We start from the raw sequence: 18775 nt of genomic DNA, 5'->3' as shown, positions 1-18775 counted from the left end.
TTAATATATAACAATGAAAAAAGCAATTTTCCCAGGATCTTTTGATCCCATCACTCTTGGTCATTATGACATCATTGAAAGAGGAGTAACCCTTTTCGACGAACTGATTATTGCGATTGGTATCAATGCCGATAAAAAAAACATGTTTTCTTTAGAAGAGCGCAAAAAGTTTATCGAAGGATGCTTTGGCAATCATCCCAAAATAAAAGTAGTCGCCTATGAAGGATTAACCGTTCATTTCTGTGAAGAAAATAAAGTCGATTTTATTCTACGGGGACTTCGAAATCCTGCAGATTTTGAATTTGAAAAAGCCATTGCACATACCAATAGAGATTTATCAAAAATAGAGACCGTGTTTTTATTAACAGCAGCAAGCACCTCTTATATTTCTTCCTCTATTGTAAGAGATGTAATTCGAAATCACGGCGATTACACGAAACTAGTTCCAAAATCTGTGCGTATTAAAGCATAAATACTATGAAAAACTGCATACTACTTGGCCTTCTTTTTTTTGCTTTTTCTTGTGGCAATCCCTCCAATAATAGCGCTGATTTTACAACGCAATTTGAAAAATCAGCCGGAACAGAAACACCCACATATCCCGAAATTATTGCCTACTACGAGCAACTCGCGGAAGCTTACACCCAAATATCTTTATTTTCATTCGGTCAAACAGATTCAGGAGCACCGCTACACCTTGTAGTTTATGCCGCTGAAGGAATTACGAATGTAGAAGAAATTACCAGCTCTAAGAAAAACAAAATTTTAATCAACAATGGAATCCATCCAGGAGAATCTGACGGAATTGATGCTGCGATGCTTTTACTAAGAGACATTGTTCAAAGTGATCGTCTTCAGCAGCGATACAAAAATTCTATAATTGCCGTTATTCCTGTCTATAATGTGGGAGGTGCTTTAGATAGAAATTCGCATTCCAGAACAAATCAAAATGGACCTGTATCCTATGGATTTAGAGGAAATGCGCGGAATTTTGATTTAAACAGAGATTTCATCAAACAAGACACGAAGAATACAGCAGCATTTTCTGAAATTTTCCACACTGTTAATCCCGCAGTGTTTATTGACAATCATGTGAGTAACGGAGCCAATTACCAATACGCATTGACACATTTATTTACACAACACAATAAATTAGGAGGTGCTTTAGGGACTTTTTTAGAAACTGAAATGCGGCCTCAAATTGAGGCATCCTTGAAAGCAAAAGAAATCATAATTACACCTTACGTCAATGTTTGGGGCACAACTCCAGAAGCTGGCTTCTCTCAGTTTTTTGATTCGCCAAGATATTCTACAGGATATACCTCTTTATTTCATACGTTGGGATTAATGGTAGAAACACACATGTTAAAACCCTACAAAACAAGAGTGACACAAACCTATGAATTACTACTTTCTGCACTTGATTTTACTGAAAAAAATTCAGAAAAAATAAAATTTTTACGCGCAAATGCCGCAGCAGCTATTTTAAAAAATAAAACATATACTATTGCCTACACTGTTGACAAAGAAAGTCCAACACATTTAAACTTCAAAGGATACGAAGCTAAAACAATCGCTAGCAAGGTAACCAATGGAGAACGCTTATTTTATGACAGTAGCATGCCTTTTACGAGGGAAGTAGACTACTATAACACTTTTCTACCTTCAAGAGAAGTGCACATACCAAAAGCATATATTTTAAAACAAGGATGGCATAAAATTGTGGACAGACTCACCTTGAATAATATTGCATTTACACGCTTTCAAAAGGACACCATCTTAAAAGTCGATGTACAGCAGATTGTCAATTACGACACAAGTGCAACTGCCTATGAAGGGCATTATTTGCACTCCAACACCACCGTATCTTCAACCCCACAAAAAATAGCATTTAGAGCAGGAGATCTTTATATTCCTACCCAACAAAATGGTGTTCGTTATGTGTTAGAAACTTTAGAAGCAGCAGCTACAGACTCTTTTTTTAACTGGAATTTTTTTGATACGATCTTGCAGCAGAAAGAAGGATATTCTTCGTACGTATTCGAAGATCTTGCGGAAGACTTTTTACTACAAAATCTAGATTTTAAACAACTGTTTGATACAAAAATGAAAAAGGACGCTTCTTTTGCTGAAAACTCGAAGGCGCAATTAGATTTTATCTATAATAACTCACCTCATTATGAAAAAGCACATTTACGATTGCCTATTTTTAAAGTTTTTTAAGACTGACCAATACATGAAATGGGTTCTTTTTTCATGTTTATTCTTTAATTTTATGAGTTGTATGAATACACCAGACATTCCCAAAAAAGGATTGAAAGAAATTGCAAAAGAGGTCATGACACAGGCCGAAAACGCAGCATTAATTACGGTAGACAGTGCAGGAATTGCACATGTACGCGCAATGGATCCTTTTGCACCAGAGGTAGACCTTACTGTTTGGATGGGCACCAATCCAAAAAGCTTGAAAGTTTCCCAAATACAAAAGAACAGCGCTGTATCACTCTACTATTTTAATAAAGAGAGTGCAAGCTATGTTACATTGCAAGGTGTTGCCAGTATTATAAATGCTAAAGATAAAAAAGAGCGCTATTGGAAAAAAGAGTGGAAAGGCTTCTATAAAAACAAAACTACCGACTACATACTGATCAAGTTTGTGCCCTATAAAGCAGTCATTATAAGTGAGAAGTACAAAATCCTAGGAGATTCAGTTACCTGGGAAGCACCGAAGTTAAAATTGTAGCAGAAACTTTTAATTTGGCTTTCTATTTATTCGTAACTTATCAAACTAAAAGAAGTACAAGTGATTATAAACTTATTAATTAACGGGAAATTGCATGCAATTGAAGCACCAGAAGAAATGCCTTTACTCTGGGCAATTAGAGATATCATAGGACTCACAGGTACAAAATTTGGTTGCGGTGTTAGTCAATGCGGCGCCTGCTCTGTCCTTTTAGACGGACAACTTATAAAGTCCTGTAGCCTTCCAGTTTCAGGCGCCGATGGAAAAGAAATTTTAACCATTGAAGGTAGTTCAGAAAATTTAGAGTTTTTAAGACAGGCCTGGTCTGATGGTAATGTACCTCAATGTGGATATTGTCAATCTGGACAATTAATTGCAGCCACCTCCTTGCTAGATACAACAGAAAATCCTACAGATAATGAAATTGATGCCGTTATGAGTGCGAATATCTGTAGATGTGGCACCTACACTCGCATTAAAAAAGCAATTCACAAAGCCGTTACTCTTAAAAACGAAGTGATATGAGTAAAATTCATAGAATAGACAGAAGAGATTTTGTGAAACTCTTGGGTTTGGCTACTGGCGGTATTGTTCTGGGATGTTCCATTGGCAGTGACAAAAAAGACTTTATTCCCACAATAGATGCAGAGGGGTTTCATCCGAACTTATTTATACACTTAGAAAAAAACGGAAATATTACAATCATCGCTTCCCGTTCCGAAATGGGACAGGGAATTAGAACCTCACTAGCTTCTGCCATTGCTGATGAATTAGAAGCAGACTGGAAATACATCACTGTCGAACAAGCAATAGGACATGAAAAATATGGCAACCAAAATACAGACGGCTCTAGAAGTGTAAGAACACAACTAACACCGATGCGTAAAATGGGCGCTAGTGCAAAAATGATGTTGCTTGCTGCAGCTGCAAAAAAATGGAATATTGCACCAAAAGATTGCAGCGCTAAAAATCATTTTGTGATTAATAAAATCACCAAAGAAACCCTGTTCTTTGGTGATTTGGTCGCCGAAGCTTCCCTGATATCTCTTCCCGAAGAAGACAGCATTCAACTAAAAAAAGTTGAAGATTTTAAGTTTATTGGAAAAACCTTAAAAAGTGTCGATTTAAAAGATTTTACACACGGAACCGCAGCTTATGGAATGGACATTCGCCTTCCAAATATGAAGTTTGCAGCCATTGCGCGATGCCCTGTTGCGTTTGGTACTGTAAAAAAGTTTAATAAGAAATATGCCGAAGAAGTGCAGGGTGTAGAAAGCGTTTTTGAACTCCCAAGATTGATTCCACCAACAGGTAAATTCTTTGGAATGTTCGGAGGAATGACCGTAATTGCAAATAATACGTGGGCTGCTTTTCAAGGAAAAGCGAATTTAAAGATTGAATGGGATGGCGGAGCAAACGCATCCTTTGATTCCGAAACCTTTAAAAAAACACTTACTTCAAGAGTGCACAAAACAGGAAAGTTGGTTCCTGGAGGAAAAGGCAACGTAAGGTCTGCTTTTAAAGCAGCAGTAAAAATAGTTGAAGCGACATATCACGTTCCCTTTTTAGCGCACACTCCGATGGAGGTCCCCAATGCCACTGCATGGTTTCAGGGAAATAACATAGAAGTTTGGGCACCAGTTCAAGACCCACAAACTGCCCGCAGCGAACTGTCACATTTCTTTGAGATTCCCGAAGAAAACATTACCGTGAACGTTACCTTTTTAGGAGGTGGATTTGGCCGCAAATCAAAATCAGACTTTGTGGTAGAGGCAGTTGCTATTTCTAAACAAATAAATGCGCCTGTACAAGTTGTATGGACCCGCGAAGATGATGTACAACACGATTTTTACCACGCTACCAGTGCACAATACCTAAAAGGTTCTCTGGATAGAAACGGAAATGTTTCCGGTTGGTTACAGCGCGTAGGCTTCCCCTCTATTGTGTCTTCTTTTACACCTTTTTCTGAATATGCCTCTGGATTTGAACTAAACCAAGGGTTTACCAACAACCCTTATATTTTAAAAAATTTTAGACTCGAGAATGTGCAAGCAGAAGCCAATATAAGAATTGGCTGGATGCGTTCAGTGGTGCATATTCACAGCGGTTTTGGCATCAATTCTTTTATAGACGAATTGGCCTTTGCTGCAAAAAAAGATCCGATACAGTTTCATTTAAACCTGCTTGGACCAGATCGAACTATTGCAGGGAGCGCTGGTTTTCCTTTTCACTCTAAACGTTTCAAAAATGTGCTCAACAAAACAGCTTCCATGGCAAATTGGGGAAAAAAATTACCAAAAAACCACGGTTTGGGAGTGGCCATTCATTACAGCTTTTACAGTTATGTTGCCACCATCGTAGAAGTTTCTGTAATTGACAAAAAAGTGAAAGTAGAAAATATTTGGACTAGCATTGATTGTGGATTGGCGTTGAATAAAGACAATGTTAAAAATCAGTTAGAGGGTGCTGCCATTTTCGGAATGTCTATTGCTTTATACGGTAAGATTTCTATTGAAGAGGGCGCTGTAGCTCAAAACAACTTTTATGACTACCAAATGACCCGAATGAAAGATGCACCAAACATTCACATAAATATCGTCGATGCCATGAATGAACCCCCAACAGGTGTTGGCGAGCCTGGAGTTCCCGTAATTGCCCCTGCCATTTGCAATGCTATTTTCAATGCCACCGGAGAACGTGTTCGCAGTCTGCCGCTAAGTGATTTGGGCATGGTCTAAAATCAAAAAATACAGGTGTACTTAAAGATGTTGTTTGCTCTAATTAAATGACCTATGAACGAAACGAAAAAACACAATTAGTACTAATTGTGCTTTACCGTTTCGTTCCTTTTTATCTTCTCTAAAACTTATACTCTCCTAAAGGTTTTGGAAATTTCTCTGGGTTCGCGGCCAAATGATATCTCGGATCATCAATACCCTCTTCAATAACGCCTTTAAAAATAGGAGACGCTTTATATAGTAAGACTTTACAATCTTCACTTAAGTGTTTTAATTTCACCTTTTTACCAACTGCTTGGTACTTCTCTACTAGTAGCGAAATTGCTTCTATCGCCGAATGATCTGATATCCGTGCTTCTACAAAATCAATTTCAACATTTTCAGGATCTGTTTTTACATCAAACTTTTCGTTAAATGCAGAAATACTTCCAAAAAATAAGGGGCCCCAAATTTCATAAATTTTAGTACCATCTTCTCTAAAACGTTTTCTCGCTCTAATTTTCTTTGCATTCTCCCAAGCAAAAGATAATGCAGAAATGATAACCCCTACAAAAACCGCAATTGCCAGGTCAAAAATTACAGTTACTGCAGAAACAACAATAAGCACAAAAGCATCTGATTTAGGTATTTTCTTTAATATTCTAAAGCTAGACCAAGCAAAGGTTTCGATAACCATCATAAACATTACCCCTATTAAAGCGGCAATAGGCACTTGCTCAATCAGTTTGTCTGTAAACAAGATAAAGGTCAATAGCGTCAAAGCCATCATGATCCCTGATAACCGTCCACGTCCTCCTGCATTGATATTGATAACTGTTTGACCAATCATTCCACAACCACCGGTTCCTCCAAAAAGCCCACTTAAAATATTTCCTGCGCCCTGTGCTACGCATTCCCGATTTCCATTTCCTCTGGTTTCTGTGAGTTCGTCTACCAAATTCATCGTCATTAAAGATTCGATCAACCCAACAGAGGCCGCTAAAAACGCAAATGGTAAGATAAATAACAACGTGTCTAAATTGAAAGGCAGGTTTTGCCAAAGGGCTGCGTTGGGTGTTGGAAATTCTCCTTTTAACCCAGTTCCACCGCCCTCTATAATATACGAGCCAACAGTAGAAACATCCAATCCCGAAAAAATAACAATAAAAGTGGTTATTAAGATGGCTGTCAAAGCTGCTGGTATTTTTTTTGTGACTTTAGGCAACAACCATATAATTGCCATGGTTAAAGCTACCAAACCTAACATTATATACAACTCTGTTCCTTGCATATACGTGCTTGCATAGGACTTTACGCCAGCTACAGAAACTTCTGGAGACTTGTGTGTAAACATTTTTACCTGTGCCCAAAAAATAACAATTGCCAATCCATTTACAAACCCCATCATTACCGAGTGCGGAATTAAACGTACAAACTTTCCTATTTTCAAAACACCTGCAAATACCTGAATTGTGCCCATCAAAATTACACAAGCTAGTAGATAAAAGTACCCCATATTGTCTATTGGAGTGTCAAATAACATTCCTTTCGTATGTCCTTCTGAAATCATCGAAACAAAAATAACTGCTACGGCACCCGCAGCACCAGAAATCAGCCCTGGTCTCCCTCCAAAAATAGCTGTAATCAAACCAATAATAAAAGCTCCAGAAAGTGCTACTAAAGGATCTATTTGTGCCACAAAAGCAAATGCCACAACTTCTGGAATCATTGCCAATGAAACCGTAATTCCTGCCAAAACATCATCTTTTGCGTTTGGAGTTATTTTTTTTATAAATTCAGTCATGTTATTTGCATCTTTTTAGAAGCTGGCAAAGATAGCAGGTTTTTCGAGAATATCACATTTTCAGGTAAGTATCATACACCCACTCAATATTTTTGTATGAGTTTTGAAGGGCTTCTGTGATCGCTTTTGGATTTTTAAAAATGGCTAGCGTTATGCCTTCTTCCAACTGTGGCGTTAATTCGCCTTGGTATTCTGAAGTCATTAAAAACCAAAACGTTTCCTTTAATTTTAACCCATCTTGGTAGTAGGTATGGTAGGTAGTAATCAGCGGCTTTACCAATTTTAAATTAGAAATACCACATTCTTCTTCTACTTCTCTAATGGCAGTTTCTTCTACGGATTCTCCAATTTCAATCCTACCTTTTGGCAAATCCCATTTTTCAGATCTGTAAATGAATAATACCTCTTTTTTTGCATTTAGCACCAAACCTCCTGCAGCAGAAACAGTATTAAAAGACTTTATAAAATTATTCCAACCGCTCTCTATATCAGGTGTGTATAGGTTTACGCCTCTAATATTTTTATTCTTCAGTTTATGAATAATTTCTTCTACAACACAATTCGCAAGAATATAAACAGGAAAGTTATTCTCTTTTTTTTGTGAAGATGTCACAATAATTGGTTTATCATTTACAAAAACTACATACATTTGCATTATGATTTTAAACAAAGATACAGCAAAAAAAACAGCTGAACTTTTACTAAAGGTAAAGGCAATAAAGTTAAATCCAAGCGCTCCCTTTCAATGGGCTTCCGGTTGGAAATCTCCGATTTATTGTGATAATAGAGTAACACTTTCATACCCACCAGTTCGTCTTTACTTAAAAGAAGAAATTGCAAAAATTGTAGAAAGAGAATATGGCAAACCCGATGTAATTGCAGGAGTTGCAACCGGTGCAATTGCAATTGGTATTTTAGTAGCACAAGAATTGGGTGTCCCTTTTGTATATGTGAGACCTGAACCAAAACAACACGGTAGAAAAAACCAAATTGAAGGCTATTTAGAAAGCGGTCAAAATGTAGTGGTTATAGAAGATTTAATTAGCACAGGCAGTAGCAGTCTGAATGCTGTCCATGCCCTTAAAGAAGCAGGCGCAGTAGTCAAAGGTATGGTGGCTATCTTTTCTTATGGATTTAATGTTGCTACCCAGAATTTTAAAGACAAAAATATTAATTTAATTACGCTTAGCAATTATGAGAATTTAATTGAGCAAGCTTTAGAAAGCAATTATATTACAGAAAAAGAACTCATTACCTTGCACGAATGGAGACGCGATCCGAGTACTTGGAAACAATAAAACAGGAACAAAAATGAATATTGAAGGAAATAAAATCCACTTAGAAAAGTCTCAAGAAGCACTGTTTAACTTTTTTAGTGACATCCAAAACTTTGAGAAAATTATGCCCGACAACATAAATAAGTTTGAAGTTGACGGAGATTCTTTTTTGTTCGGTTTGCCCGGAATGCCAGAAATAAGATTGGTTTTAAAAGAGAAAACACCCTTTTCAAATGTTACGCTTGGTGCTGCGAGTAGCAAATTTCCTTTTACTTTGAGCGCTAATATTGTAAAGAAAACAGCTGACGAAAGTGAAGTATCCCTGAACTTTGAGGGAGACTTTAATCCTATGATGGCAATGATGATTTCGAAACCATTAACGAAGTTTGTAACCACCTTGTCTGAAAATATTGCAAAACTCTAAAGAAAAGAAATTTCTTTAATCCCAAACTCCAGCACACGCTCATCTTCGAGCGCTACTTGCAGTTTGCCTTCTTTGGAGATGCCAACAACCATACCCATAAACAATGTATTCTTATGATCTTTAAACATTGTAGGAATGTTCTTCTTATATAACACATCTAGATAAGCAGCCTCTAAATTGTAAAATTCCTTTGCTTTTAAAAGTGCGATATTTCGTTTTAAATTGAACACTATCTTTTCTAGCAAAATATCGCGATCAAAGTTTTTACCACACAATAACTGTAAAGAACTTACTTTCGATATTGTCGCGGGGAAATCTATTTGATTTACGTTCAAACCAATTCCAATTACAGCGGAAGTAATTTCAGTTCCTTTTAAATTGTTTTCAATTAAAATACCACATATTTTTTTATTTCCTGACAAAATGTCGTTTGGCCATTTGATCGCAATGTTCGGTATTTTCTCTGCTAATAAAGTTTCATAAACCGCCAAAGAAACAGCAAAATTTAAATAGCTTTTTTCAGCGATCTCAAATGACTGAAATCTCAAAAACACACTAAACATTAAGTTCTTATTGGGCTCAGACTCCCAACTACTGCCCTGTTGTCCTCTGCCATTCAACTGACAATCTGTGGCAACAGTTGTGAAATTTTCAAGGGTGGAAGTTAGCGCCAAATCTTTTAAAAAAGAATTGGTGGAATCAATGGCACTAAGTTTGATTATTTTCAAGTGTTAAATAAACTGTAAAGTAGTTCAATAATACACAAAATACTCGCAAAAATAGAATAACTTTGCAATTAAATTAGAAAAGAATTAATGACTAAAAAGCAAGTAAGTGCAGACGATTTAATCGCTGTTATATTTCAAGGAATTGAAGAGGTTAAAGGAGAAAATATTCAGTTACTAGACTTACGAGATATCGAAAATACCGTTTGTGATTATTTTATAATCTGTTCTGGTAATTCAAATACACAGGTAAAAGCGATTTCGGGTTCTATTCAAAAAACAGTAAGTAAACAGATTAAAGACAAGCCTTGGCATATTGAAGGTGAAAATAATGCCGAATGGGTTTTAATGGACTACGTGCACGTTGTTGTGCATGTTTTTCAAAAACAGATAAGAGACTTTTATGATTTAGAAAGTCTATGGGGAGATGCAAAAATCACAGAAATAAAACCAGCTTAAATTTTTAGACACTACAAAAATGGACGATAACAAAAAAGAAAATAATAAAAATACACCCAAGTTTAAATTCAATACATATTGGATTTATGGTGCAGTAATCTTGCTGCTAATTAGCTTTCAAATTTTTAGTGGAGGCGACCTAGCGACACAAAGTATATCAAAAAATGAATTTAATGAAGTTTTAAAGCAAGATGATATTTCTAAAATCATTGTTGTAAATAACAATGTTGCACAAATATTTATTAAAGAAGAAGCACTTAGCAAAAGCAAGTATCAAAAGCTTACCAATTCCGCTTTTTATAGAAAAGGAGAGTCCTTATACGAGTATAACTTTGGAGACTTGCAAAATTTTGAAAATGATTTAGAAGAAGCGCGTACTGAAAGTCAATTAACTTTTGACTTAAAAAACGAAGGAAGAACAAGTATGGTAGATACTTTTCTTGGCTTTTTACCTTTCATTATATTAATTGGTGTTTGGTTATTTTTCATGAAAAGAATGTCTGGTGGCGGAGCAGGTTCTGGCGGTGGAGGACAAATTTTTAGCATCGGAAAATCCAAAGCGAAGTTGTTTGATAAAGATACGAAAGTAAAAACAACATTTGCCAATGTAGCAGGTTTGGAAGGAGCGAAAGAAGAAGTTCAGGAAATTGTAGACTTTTTAAAAAACCCGGAGAAATATACCTCTTTAGGAGGGAAAATACCAAAAGGAGCGCTTTTAGTAGGGCCTCCTGGAACTGGAAAAACATTATTAGCGAAAGCAGTAGCAGGAGAAGCAGAGGTTCCTTTTTTCTCACTTTCTGGTTCTGATTTTGTGGAAATGTTTGTAGGTGTTGGCGCGTCAAGAGTGCGAGATTTATTTAAACAAGCTGCACAAAAATCACCTTCAATTATTTTTATCGATGAGATTGATGCGGTGGGAAGAGCACGTGGAAAAAATAGTATGACTGGTGGAAATGACGAACGTGAAAACACCCTAAACCAGCTGTTAACAGAAATGGATGGTTTTGGAACAGATACGAACGTGATTGTAATTGCTGCCACCAACAGAGCAGATGTCTTAGATAGCGCACTATTGCGTGCAGGACGTTTTGATCGACAAATTTACGTAGACCTCCCAAACATTAACGAACGAAAAGAAATTTTTGAAGTACACATCAAACCTTTAAAACTGGGCAACGATGTAAAAATTGACTTTTTAGCACAGCAAACTCCAGGATTTTCTGGAGCAGACATTGCCAACATGTGTAATGAGTCCGCTTTAATTGCAGCAAGACATGGTAAAAAAGCTATTGAACATCAGGATTTTTTAGATGCCGTGGATCGAATAGTAGGAGGTTTAGAGAAAAAAAACAAAGTAATTACTCCAAAAGAAAAAGAAGTGATCGCTTTTCACGAAGCAGGACACGCTACTGTAAGTTGGATGCTAGAACATGCTGCACCTTTAGTAAAAGTAACCATTGTACCGAGAGGACAGTCACTAGGAGCAGCGTGGTACTTACCCGCTGAACGATTGATTGTACAGACCGAGCAAATGCTGGATGAAATGTGTGCTACATTAGGAGGTAGAGCAGCCGAAAAAATAATTTTCAACAAAATCTCCACAGGTGCATTAAGCGACTTAGAGAAGGTGACCAAACAAGCGAGAGCAATGGTAACTGTTTACGGATTGAATGAAGAAGTTGGTAATATTACTTACTACGATTCTTCAGGAAACGATTCTTTTGTAAAACCTTATAGTGAAGACACTGCAAGAACTATTGATAAAGAAATTTCTAAGATGATTGAGGCGCAATATCAACGCGCTATAGATCTTTTGAGTAACAATAAAGAAAAGCTTACAGTGCTCGCACAACTCTTATTAGAAAAAGAGGTTATTTTCAAAAATGACTTGCAAAAGATATTTGGAAAAAGACCTTTTGACGAATTAGAAGAAAAAGTTGAAGATGTAATTGAAGAAAAGATTGAAGAAAAAGAAAAGATTTCTCCTGTAGATACAACTACAGAGGAGTAATTTAAAATTCTACAGTTACATTTATGAATTTTTTTAAGAAAGTATTTAACAAAACATTCAAAGAGAATCTAGAGATAAAAGCACAAGAAGTTAATTTATCTCTAGACGATCTATTTGTTCATAATTTTATTAAAAAGGGAGGGAAATTTTTATATTGCTTAGAAAAAGAAGAAAGTATCTTGCACCTGAAGAGTATTTTATCTGAAAATAATTGGAAAAACATACTGGTAACCAACCCAGATTTACTCTCTTTTTTAGACCAAAAAGAAATTGCTGTAGACTTTGATTTTAAAAAGTCCACTCCTTTTTTTACCACCTGTGAGCATTTAATTGCTGACAAAGGCGATGTTCTCTTTTCTTCCAATCAATTGCGAAGCAAAAAGCTGTCTGAATTCTCCGAAAACTTTATTGTTTTTGCTACCACAAGTCAACTGGTAAAAAACACGGGACAAGGACTAACAGGCATCAAAACAAACGCTAAGCATGCAATACCCACAAATATTTCAGCTGTTAAAAATTACACGCTTAATAAAACTGAGGAAAATCTTCTAAACCACGGTATCAGTAACTCAAAAAACTTATATTTGCTCCTTTTAGAAGATTTATAATATGCGCAACCTTTTAAGAAGGAGTCTTTCCGGGATCATTTATGTATCAATTTTTGTGTCAGCTATTCTTTTTTCTAAAGAATCTTATATCTTATTAGTTGCCTTTTTTGCTATTATTGCCATTTATGAACTCTCTAAAATAACAAAATTTAAAAGTGTAATTGCTTATTTATTATTTGGGCTGACTCTCTTCTTAATGCATAAACGACCAGAAAGTTATGCTATAAAAATGATATTAGCAATCAACATCGCATCCTCTGTCTATTTGATATACCAGTTATTCGCAAAAAAAGAAATCACTTTTTCAACCGAGAGAGAAAAATTAGGACTCTCCATTCGTTATTTAATTTTCTCCTTTTGCTTTCTTACATTATTACCATTTTACAATCAAAACTATACTCCTTTCCTAATGATCTCTGTTTTGATTCTTATATGGGTAAATGATAGCTTTGCTTTTTTGGTGGGAAAAAACTTTGGAAAAACAAAATTATTTGTTTCTGTATCTCCTAAAAAAACCGTCGAAGGATTTATTGGGGGATTTTTTTTCACACTTATTGCAGCTTATCTTATTAGTATTAGTCTCTTCAGCTCAGATTTTTCTGTGCTGCATTGGTTCGCTGTTGCCTCCATCATCTCTGTCATAGGAACCATTGGTGATTTAATAGAGTCTAAATTAAAAAGACAAGCTAAAATAAAAGATAGTGGCACTATTATGCCAGGACATGGCGGAATTTTAGATCGCTTAGATAGCTTGTTATTTGCCGCTCCATTCGTATATTTGTATATTAATTTTATTATTTAAAAATGATTCGTTTTCATAAAGAAGGGTACAAGATTATTGTCATTGCATTTGTTTTATCTATTGCCGCTATTTTACTGGCAGAAAAACTTATTGAAACTACCTGGCTGGTAAAATCAATTCAAATTGTAGTCTTAGGCTTATTATTTACTGTATTGCAGTTTTTTAGAGATCCAAAAAGGGTAACTATTTTAGACGACAATGTAATCATCGCACCAGTGGACGGAAAAGTAGTGGTTATTGAAGAAGTAGAAGAACCAGAATACTTCAAAGACAAAAGGCTGCAAGTTTCCATTTTTATGTCACCAATCAATGTACATGTTACAAGGTCTGCAATGAGCGGCGCCATAAAATATAGCAAATACCATCCAGGAAAATACTTAGTTGCTTGGCATCCGAAAGCATCTACAGAAAACGAAAGAACCTCAGTAGTTATAGACAATACAAGTTTTGGAGAAGTATTATACCGTCAAATTGCAGGTGCACTGGCAAAAAGAATCGTGAACTATGCAAAAGAAGGAGATCTTGTAATTCAAGGCGCTGATGCCGGTTTTATTAAGTTCGGATCGCGAGTAGATTTATATCTTCCTATTGGTACTGAATTAACTGTAAAATTAGGAGACACTGTTAAAGGAGGAACTCAAGTGATTGCAAAAAAATAGATATGACTTCTGATTTAGACCTTGCGTTTAAAGAGGCTTTTAGTTCAATTTCAGAATTAAATGAGGCCGTAGCCCCAGATATTATGCTTAAGTTTTATGCATACTACAAACAAGCTACCTTTGGCAGCACCTTTCCATTTGACGTAAAGTTAGATGTTCGAAATGCCTTCAAAATTAATGCTTGGATGCAGTTGAAAAACATGTCTGCGAAGCAGGCTAAAAAAGAATATATAAAATTGGCAATGATTGTTTTAAAAGCAAAAATTAAATAAAGACAATTACAAATCACAACCTTATTGATATCAAAGCCATTCAGCACCTAATCGAACTCCTCTTTTCAGAATTCTAACCTCCAGATAAAAATAGCTATCATTCAAAGGCTGTTTACTTTTTAAAACGAAGAGTAAAATGGTGCATCATAAAGAAAATTACAAAAGACTTTTTAAAGCCAACTTCAAAGTACCGTATTTAAAAACAAACCCTTTCTTCCCAATTTTTTCAGAGGACAACCTACTTCCCTCCAATAGGATAATCGCCAACTCTCCAAAGACTAATTTTAATAAAAATCCAGGCACTGCTATCGGTACATATACCCTTTTCAAAACATTTGCCAATGTTTTTGAAAATGCTGTACTATTCGCATGCTCCGGAGCTACCGCATTGTAAATACCTACAATATTTTCTTCTACAGTCTTAATATAAAGGGCACACAAGTCGTCTATATGAATCCATGGCATAAACTGCTTTCCAGAACCTAATGGAGAAATTACAGGCGTCTTCATTTTCTCTAAAGCGCCACCTTTCTTAGAGAGCACAACCCCCGTTCTTAAGATTGTTACCGGAATGTCTAATTTTAGAAATTGATTTGCTGCTGCTTCCCATTGCTGACAAACAACACCTAGAAAATCGGTTCCCACAGGCGATGCTTCTTGGTGAATCCTGTCCGTAGTAGTCGCGCCATAATAATTACTTCCAGAAGAAGAAATAAATCCTTTCAAAACAATGTTTCTTTCTTTAATTTTTTGAAATAATAAATTTGCAGTCTTCACCCTACTGTCAATAAGTATTTTTTTTCTATCTTTTGTCCAACGCTTATCTGCGATTCCAGCACCTGCTAAATGAATAATATAATCCACATTTTCTAATGCTTCTTCAGCGATAAAGCCCTTTGAAACGTCCCACTTGAACTCATTTTCTAACGCAGGACTCCTACTTAAAACTCTTACTTTATGCTTTCGTTCTAGTAAGAGTCGAGTGAGTCTCGTTCCCACTAAACCCGTACCGCCAGTAATTAATATATTTGCCATGTTGTAAAGATAAAAACCCAAATCGAGAAGACTGCGTTTTGTTTAAAAAATATTTTATTTAAAAAAAGAACTGTTTTGTCATTCCACCGATCTCTATTTAAAGGCACGCGTTAAATTTTGTAATAAACTCAAATATAGCACCGAAAAAAGACGAACTAAAATTGTAAAAACAAATGGAAACACTTCGTTTAAATAGTTGTTTTACAACTTCTTTCACACCAATTATCGGTACTATTTATAATTTAGGACTTCTAAAAAAATGAGATTATCCTTTTTATTAATAAAAATTTGCGAATTATTCAAGTATCACATTTAACGATTGATGCATATACTAAAGCTATGTTAAAATATTTTTAGACACTCAAGAAAGGCGTATTTTTATAGTGATGAAAAATAACAAAAAAAGAAAAGGTTTTGTGTTCAAAACCTATGAAGCAGAAAATCAATCTCCCTTTGATAAATTATTCGAAATTTTCAAAGAATTGATAACTCATACTTCTGGTGATTTTGACGAAGCCATCGACTGGTTGCGTTCTTTAGATGTTGAATATAAATTAACCGATGCCGAATATACCATCGACGATTTTATTGAAGACTTAAAAAAGAAAGGCTACATTAAGGAAGAAGTTAAAGGAGAGGGTACTGGAGGAACAAAAATCACTCCAAAAACAGAACGCGCTATCCGACAACAGGCACTAAACCACATTTTTGGAAAAATCAAAAAAAGTGGTGCAGGAAACCATAAAAGTAAATCCCCCGGAATTGGAGATGAACATACCGGTGACGTGCGTGCATATCAATTTGGAGACGCTCTAGATAAAGTTTCCATTACCGAGAGTATTAAAAATGCTCAAATTAATAACGGAATCGATGATTTTAATTTAACCGAAAATGATTTGGTCGTCGAAGAGACGCTTCACAAAAGCCAAATGAGTACCGTTTTAATGATCGACATTAGCCATTCTATGATCTTGTATGGAGAAGACAGAATTACACCTGCAAAAAAGGTAGCAATGGCCTTGGCCGAATTGATTACCACACGCTATCCGAAAGACACCTTGGATATTATAGTTTTTGGAAATGATGCCTGGTCCATAAAAATTAAAGATTTGCCCTATTTACAAGTGGGACCGTATCACACCAACACTGTTGCTGGTTTAAATCTAGCAATGGACCTGTTGCGAAGAAAAAGAAACACCAACAAGCAAATTTTTATGATTACCGATGGAAAACCAAGCTGCTTGCGTTTGCCTGATGGCCAATATTACAAAAACAGTAATGGCTTAGACGAACACATTGTAAACAAATGTTACGCGATGGCGCAACAGGCGAGAAAATTACGCATTCCCATCACTACATTTATGATTGCCCAAGATCCCTACTTAATGCAATTTGTGAGGGCTTTTACAAAAGCAAATCAGGGCAAAGCGTTTTATACCGGTTTGAAAGGTTTGGGCGAAATGATTTTTGAAGATTACGAAACAAATAGGAAAAAAAATATCAAGGGATAACTGCATCCCCCTTAGCAGCAGACAAACAGAAAACTGAAAGACAAAGGAATAAAACAAACTAAATGAATATAAGTAAGATAAAAACATTAGGACAATTAGTAAAATCTGGATACACATCAAGAACCATAAAAGACGAATTACGTGAGAACCTCATCAGTAGAATAATGAGTAAAGAGACGGTGTTTAAAGGCGTTCATGGATATGAAAATACGGTAATACCAGAACTGGAAAGAGCCATCTTAAGCAAACACAATATCAACTTACTCGGTTTACGTGGACAAGCAAAAACACGTCTTGCTAGACTAATGGTCAACCTATTAGACGAATATATTCCGGTTGTTGAAGGCTCTGAAATAAACGATGATCCCTTAAACCCAATCTCAAGATTTGCCCAAGAAATAATTAAAGAAAAAGGAGACAAAACACCTATTTTCTGGATGCACAGAGAAGAGCGCTATGCAGAAAAATTAGCAACACCAGATGTTACTGTTGCCGATATTATTGGAGATGTAGATCCTATAAAAGCAGCGAACCTTAAATTAAGTTATGCCGATGACCGCGTAATTCATTACGGAATGATTCCAAGAGCGAATCGCTGTATTTTTGTGATCAACGAATTGCCTGATTTACAAGCTAGAATACAAGTAGCTTTATTCAACATATTACAGGAAGGCGACATTCAAATTAGAGGTTTTAAATTAAGACTTCCTTTAGACATGCAGTTTGTATTTACAGCAAACCCAGAAGATTATACAAGTAGAGGAAGTATTGTAACTCCTTTAAAAGACAGAATTGGATCACAAATCTTAACGCATTATCCTGCAGATATTGAAACTGCAAAAACAATTACGCAACAAGAAACTAGCAAAGCAAGCGCCCAAAAAGAATTTATTGCGGTGCCTGAGCTTGCAAAGGATCTTTTAGAACAAATTGTATTTGAAGCTAGAGAGAGTGAATATATAGACGCTAAAAGTGGTGTAAGTGCCCGTTTAAGTATTTCTGCTTTTGAAAATTTATTAAGTACTGCAGAGCGAAGAGCCTTGCTATCTGGTGATGCCGAGACGATGGTTCGTTTGAGTGATTTTGATGGAATCATACCTGCAATTACTGGTAAAGTAGAATTAGTATACGAAGGAGAGCAGGAAGGCGCTCATGTGGTGGCGGACCGTTTGATTAAAAAAGCGGTAACGACACTGTTTCCAAGCTATTTTCCTGAAATTAAAAAGTTAGAAAAACAAGAGGAAGAAACACCTTACGACGCGATAATTTCTTGGTTCTTTAACACAGAGGAAGATTTTGAATTGTTAGATGAACATTCTGAGGCACAATACAAAGCTGAGCTGGACAAAGTACAACCTTTGAGTGATTTTGTAACGAAATACCAGCCAAACATGAATGAAGCAGATACCTATTTTATGAAAGAGTTTGTGCTGTGGGCCTTGGTTGAGTTTAAAAAATTAAGCAAATATCGTTTTGCAGAAGGAACGCAATTTAAAGATCCTTATGGAAATTTTATAAGTGGATTGTAGTATTTACGGATATCCAATGCACTAAATTATGATGCTAAAAAACCGAATTATATATTTATAATTCGGTTTTTTTATACTTTTTTATTTTTCATTATTTTAAGTTTGGGAAAAACTCCTCAACGCAACACATTACAATCAATGTACTGTGTTTTATACGGGCTCTAAGTAAATAAAATGATTTCTAAACTAGTACATTCCA

19 protein-coding genes are annotated in these 18775 nt (G+C 35.8%); 15 read left to right on the top strand and 4 right to left on the bottom strand.

Annotation, left to right across the window (positions count from 1 at the left end; all coding sequences use genetic code 11):
* Positions 1–13: 13 nt before the first annotated feature.
* From coaD to PI23P_RS07045, 5 genes are all read left to right on the top strand, one after another.
* Positions 14–472, top strand: a complete 459-nt coding sequence (coaD, locus tag PI23P_RS07065) for a pantetheine-phosphate adenylyltransferase (RefSeq protein WP_004570087.1) — start codon at positions 14–16, stop codon at positions 470–472.
* Between the two features lie 5 nt (positions 473–477).
* The gene (locus PI23P_RS07060; protein ID WP_004570086.1) at positions 478–2223 is read left to right on the top strand and encodes a M14 family metallopeptidase; all 1746 of its coding nucleotides are present in this window, start codon (positions 478–480) and stop codon (positions 2221–2223) included.
* A gap of 61 nt (positions 2224–2284) precedes the next feature.
* A complete protein-coding gene (locus PI23P_RS07055) occupies positions 2285–2743 on the top strand; it encodes a pyridoxamine 5'-phosphate oxidase family protein (RefSeq protein ID WP_004570085.1) in 459 nt (152 codons plus the stop codon).
* A gap of 60 nt (positions 2744–2803) precedes the next feature.
* On the top strand, positions 2804–3268 hold the full coding sequence (locus PI23P_RS07050; protein WP_004570084.1) for a (2Fe-2S)-binding protein: 465 nt from the start codon (positions 2804–2806) through the stop codon (positions 3266–3268).
* Positions 3265–5481 carry a xanthine dehydrogenase family protein molybdopterin-binding subunit gene (locus PI23P_RS07045; protein ID WP_004570083.1) on the top strand — a complete coding sequence of 739 codons (2217 nt, stop codon included), beginning with the start codon at positions 3265–3267 and terminating at the stop codon, positions 5479–5481. Before PI23P_RS07050 ends, PI23P_RS07045 begins: the two co-directional genes overlap by 4 nt.
* A gap of 121 nt (positions 5482–5602) precedes the next feature.
* Here the strand turns inward: PI23P_RS07045 and PI23P_RS07040 are convergent, their stop codons facing one another.
* Both PI23P_RS07040 and PI23P_RS07035 read right to left on the bottom strand, forming a co-directional pair.
* Positions 5603–7264 (bottom strand): SulP family inorganic anion transporter, encoded by a 1662-nt coding sequence (locus tag PI23P_RS07040; protein WP_004570082.1) that lies wholly within the window; start codon positions 7262–7264, stop codon positions 5603–5605.
* Positions 7265–7316: 52 nt separating this feature from the next.
* Positions 7317–7913, bottom strand: a complete 597-nt coding sequence (locus PI23P_RS07035) for an NUDIX hydrolase (RefSeq protein WP_238299991.1) — start codon at positions 7911–7913, stop codon at positions 7317–7319.
* 7 nt (positions 7914–7920) lie between these two features.
* On the opposite strand from PI23P_RS07035, the gene pyrE reads away from it, so the two are divergent.
* Positions 7921–8562, top strand: a complete 642-nt coding sequence (gene pyrE / locus PI23P_RS07030) for an orotate phosphoribosyltransferase (RefSeq protein ID WP_004570080.1) — start codon at positions 7921–7923, stop codon at positions 8560–8562.
* A 13-nt stretch (positions 8563–8575) separates the two neighbouring features.
* Positions 8576–8965, top strand: coding sequence for a hypothetical protein (locus tag PI23P_RS07025; RefSeq protein WP_004570079.1), 390 nt, complete (start codon positions 8576–8578; stop codon positions 8963–8965).
* Here PI23P_RS07025 and PI23P_RS07020 read toward each other — a convergent pair.
* Positions 8962–9693, bottom strand: coding sequence for a biotin--[acetyl-CoA-carboxylase] ligase (locus tag PI23P_RS07020; protein ID WP_004570078.1), 732 nt, complete (start codon positions 9691–9693; stop codon positions 8962–8964). The genes PI23P_RS07025 and PI23P_RS07020 overlap by 4 nt on opposite strands.
* Before the next feature lie 87 nt (positions 9694–9780).
* Here PI23P_RS07020 and rsfS point away from each other — a divergent pair, with 87 nt between their 5' ends.
* From rsfS to PI23P_RS06990, 6 genes are read left to right on the top strand one after another with little or no spacing between them, the layout of a single operon-like run.
* A complete protein-coding gene (gene rsfS, locus PI23P_RS07015; protein WP_004570077.1) occupies positions 9781–10149 on the top strand; it encodes a ribosome silencing factor in 369 nt (122 codons plus the stop codon).
* A gap of 19 nt (positions 10150–10168) precedes the next feature.
* Positions 10169–12160 carry an ATP-dependent zinc metalloprotease FtsH gene (gene ftsH / locus PI23P_RS07010; protein ID WP_004570076.1) on the top strand — a complete coding sequence of 664 codons (1992 nt, stop codon included), beginning with the start codon at positions 10169–10171 and terminating at the stop codon, positions 12158–12160.
* A 23-nt stretch (positions 12161–12183) separates the two neighbouring features.
* Positions 12184–12768, top strand: a complete 585-nt coding sequence (locus PI23P_RS07005; protein ID WP_004570075.1) for a hypothetical protein — start codon at positions 12184–12186, stop codon at positions 12766–12768.
* Position 12769: 1 nt separating this feature from the next.
* Positions 12770–13570 (top strand): phosphatidate cytidylyltransferase, encoded by an 801-nt coding sequence (locus PI23P_RS07000; protein ID WP_004570074.1) that lies wholly within the window; start codon positions 12770–12772, stop codon positions 13568–13570.
* 2 nt (positions 13571–13572) lie between these two features.
* Positions 13573–14229 (top strand): phosphatidylserine decarboxylase family protein, encoded by a 657-nt coding sequence (locus PI23P_RS06995; RefSeq protein WP_004570073.1) that lies wholly within the window; start codon positions 13573–13575, stop codon positions 14227–14229.
* 2 nt (positions 14230–14231) lie between these two features.
* Complete coding sequence (locus tag PI23P_RS06990) at positions 14232–14501, top strand: acyl-CoA-binding protein (RefSeq protein ID WP_004570072.1); 270 nt, start codon at positions 14232–14234, stop codon at positions 14499–14501.
* Between the two features lie 156 nt (positions 14502–14657).
* On the opposite strand, the gene PI23P_RS06985 is transcribed toward PI23P_RS06990, so the two are convergent.
* Entirely contained in the window at positions 14658–15536 is an 879-nt protein-coding gene (locus PI23P_RS06985; RefSeq protein WP_004570071.1) for a TIGR01777 family oxidoreductase, read from the bottom strand.
* A gap of 386 nt (positions 15537–15922) precedes the next feature.
* On the opposite strand from PI23P_RS06985, the gene PI23P_RS06980 reads away from it, so the two are divergent.
* Both PI23P_RS06980 and PI23P_RS06975 read left to right on the top strand, forming a co-directional pair.
* Positions 15923–17047 (top strand): vWA domain-containing protein, encoded by a 1125-nt coding sequence (locus PI23P_RS06980; protein ID WP_004570070.1) that lies wholly within the window; start codon positions 15923–15925, stop codon positions 17045–17047.
* A gap of 62 nt (positions 17048–17109) precedes the next feature.
* On the top strand, positions 17110–18576 hold the full coding sequence (locus PI23P_RS06975; protein ID WP_004570069.1) for a MoxR family ATPase: 1467 nt from the start codon (positions 17110–17112) through the stop codon (positions 18574–18576).
* The last annotated feature ends 199 nt before the right edge of the window (positions 18577–18775 follow it).

Source organism: Polaribacter irgensii 23-P (assembly GCF_000153225.1).
Classification (GTDB): Bacteria; Bacteroidota; Bacteroidia; order Flavobacteriales; family Flavobacteriaceae; genus Polaribacter; species Polaribacter irgensii.
Note: the sequence above shows the minus strand (reverse complement) of the source record. Positions and strands in the feature narration are given on the sequence as shown.

Coding starts and splice junctions, on each gene's coding strand:
- coaD (WP_004570087.1), top strand. CDS start 14: ATGAAAAAAGCAATTTTCCCAGGATCTTTTGATCCCATCACTCTTGGT.
- PI23P_RS07060 (WP_004570086.1), top strand. CDS start 478: ATGAAAAACTGCATACTACTTGGCCTTCTTTTTTTTGCTTTTTCTTGT.
- PI23P_RS07055 (WP_004570085.1), top strand. CDS start 2,285: ATGAATACACCAGACATTCCCAAAAAAGGATTGAAAGAAATTGCAAAA.
- PI23P_RS07045 (WP_004570083.1), top strand. CDS start 3,265: ATGAGTAAAATTCATAGAATAGACAGAAGAGATTTTGTGAAACTCTTG.
- PI23P_RS07040 (WP_004570082.1), bottom strand. CDS start 7,264: ATGACTGAATTTATAAAAAAAATAACTCCAAACGCAAAAGATGATGTT.
- PI23P_RS07035 (WP_238299991.1), bottom strand. CDS start 7,913: ATGTATGTAGTTTTTGTAAATGATAAACCAATTATTGTGACATCTTCA.
- pyrE (WP_004570080.1), top strand. CDS start 7,921: ATGATTTTAAACAAAGATACAGCAAAAAAAACAGCTGAACTTTTACTA.
- PI23P_RS07025 (WP_004570079.1), top strand. CDS start 8,576: ATGAATATTGAAGGAAATAAAATCCACTTAGAAAAGTCTCAAGAAGCA.
- rsfS (WP_004570077.1), top strand. CDS start 9,781: ATGACTAAAAAGCAAGTAAGTGCAGACGATTTAATCGCTGTTATATTT.
- ftsH (WP_004570076.1), top strand. CDS start 10,169: ATGGACGATAACAAAAAAGAAAATAATAAAAATACACCCAAGTTTAAA.
- PI23P_RS07005 (WP_004570075.1), top strand. CDS start 12,184: ATGAATTTTTTTAAGAAAGTATTTAACAAAACATTCAAAGAGAATCTA.
- PI23P_RS07000 (WP_004570074.1), top strand. CDS start 12,770: ATGCGCAACCTTTTAAGAAGGAGTCTTTCCGGGATCATTTATGTATCA.
- PI23P_RS06995 (WP_004570073.1), top strand. CDS start 13,573: ATGATTCGTTTTCATAAAGAAGGGTACAAGATTATTGTCATTGCATTT.
- PI23P_RS06990 (WP_004570072.1), top strand. CDS start 14,232: ATGACTTCTGATTTAGACCTTGCGTTTAAAGAGGCTTTTAGTTCAATT.
- PI23P_RS06985 (WP_004570071.1), bottom strand. CDS start 15,536: ATGGCAAATATATTAATTACTGGCGGTACGGGTTTAGTGGGAACGAGA.
- PI23P_RS06980 (WP_004570070.1), top strand. CDS start 15,923: ATGAAAAATAACAAAAAAAGAAAAGGTTTTGTGTTCAAAACCTATGAA.
- PI23P_RS06975 (WP_004570069.1), top strand. CDS start 17,110: ATGAATATAAGTAAGATAAAAACATTAGGACAATTAGTAAAATCTGGA.